We start from the raw sequence: 1,511 nt of genomic DNA, 5'->3' as shown, positions 1-1,511 counted from the left end.
CTCTACGCCGGCGGCGGGCCCGACCAAAACCCGCTGCGGAGGATCGTGCTCGTCGCAGGCGCCGTAGCCGTGTGCGCGCTGCTCGTGTTCGGGATATCCACCCTGTTCAGCACCTGCTCCGCTCACCCGCCGGAAGAGGAGCACGCCGCCGAGGCCGAGCCCGAGAGCCCTCCCACGCCCGAGGAGCGCCTGGCGGCGCTGCCCGCCGTCCAGGTTGAGCTGGCCGAACTGAACCTTCCGACGGGCACGGAGCCGCAGGCGTTCGCCCCTGCCCCGGCGGAGGGCAGTACCGAGTCCGTGCAGCCCGTGCTGTCCGATGCGTCGAAGGCGGCGATCGACCAGGCATTCGCCCCCTTCGCGGAAAACGACCGCTCCTTCGGGTTCGCGCTCGTTGACCTGGGCACCGGCCGCGGCATCGCCGCCAACGTGGATGCCGAGTTCTACGGGGCCAGCTCGTTCAAGGGGCCGTACTGCGTGTACTTCTGCCAGAGCCAGATAGAGACGGGCCTGGCCGCTCGCGACGACTTCGTCGCGAGCGGCGTCATGAGCGAGTCGGGCGTGTTCTCCTCGCAGGGCTCCGACCTCATCGGCAGCATGATAGAGAGCGCCATCCTGTTCTCCAGCAACGACACCTACGGCGCGCTGCGCAACGACTACAGCGACGACGCGCTGGCGGCGTACCTCGAGGGCCTGGGCGTCGACCCGGCGCTGGCCTACGACACGTGGTTCCCGCGCTACACGGTGCGCGACGGCATGCGGCTGTGGCTGAACGCGAGCGAGTACCTGGCCTCCGGCACCGAGACGGCCCAGTGGCTCGCAGGGCTGCTCGAGAAGGACGAGACGTCCTACCTGCGCGAGGCGCTGAAGAACGAGAACCCCAAGTACTGAGCAAGCCGGGCTGGTCTATGGAATCGTTCGAGAACGGCGAGTACAACGCCCTGTGCGACGCGGGCATCGTGGTGAAGGACGGCCGCCGCTACCTGGTGAGCGTCATGTCGAACATACCGTACACCACCTCGAACGTGGAGCTGTTCGAGAACGTGATCGCCGCCGTGTTCGCCGCGTGCGGCGACCTGGCGTAGGGGACGCGCCTCGTCCGGTCACGCCACGCGGCAGGCCAGTTCCACGTCGCGACGGTCGAACAGGTCGGCGTAGCGCGGGCCCAGCCAAGTGCCCAGCTCGGACGGGCGCAGCACGAGGGGCATGCGGTCGTGCACGTCGCGCACCCAGCGGTTGGGCTCGCAGGTCATGATCGAGAAATGGCCGTCCTCGTAGATGCCGCCCAAGAACGTGACCGGGTTATCCGGTAGGCCGAACGCGCACTGCACCTTCACCTCGCGGCCCGTCTTGGGGCTCACGGCGCGCTCCGTCTTGTGGGGCTCGTAGAAGCCCAGCGTGGGCACGGCGCAGCGGCGCTGCTCCAGCGACTCGCGCCACATCTGGCCGCGCGGGCCGGTGGCCGTGTCCACGCGCGTGTTGAACACGGGTCGCTTGCCCAGCTCACCTGGTAC

At 69.0% G+C, this 1,511-nt stretch carries 3 protein-coding genes; 2 read left to right on the top strand and 1 reads right to left on the bottom strand.

The window, feature by feature from the left end:
- Together GPA_RS07680 and GPA_RS18080 are read left to right on the top strand one after the other, a co-directional pair.
- The coding region (locus GPA_RS07680) for a serine hydrolase (RefSeq protein ID WP_041239280.1) at nt 1–888 on the top strand (888 nt) is incomplete at its 5' end.
- A gap of 17 nt (nt 889–905) precedes the next feature.
- Complete coding sequence (locus GPA_RS18080) at nt 906–1,082, top strand: hypothetical protein (protein WP_015539504.1); 177 nt, start codon at nt 906–908, stop codon at nt 1,080–1,082.
- An 18-nt stretch (nt 1,083–1,100) separates the two neighbouring features.
- Here GPA_RS18080 and GPA_RS07675 read toward each other — a convergent pair.
- The coding region (locus GPA_RS07675) for an SOS response-associated peptidase family protein (RefSeq protein WP_167536620.1) at nt 1,101–1,511 on the bottom strand (411 nt) is incomplete at its 5' end.

It is taken from the genome of Gordonibacter pamelaeae 7-10-1-b, from assembly GCF_000210055.1.
Classification (GTDB): Bacteria; Actinomycetota; Coriobacteriia; order Coriobacteriales; family Eggerthellaceae; genus Gordonibacter; species Gordonibacter pamelaeae.
The sequence above is the reverse complement of the archived record's forward strand: the minus strand, read 5'-3'. Positions and strand labels throughout refer to the sequence as shown.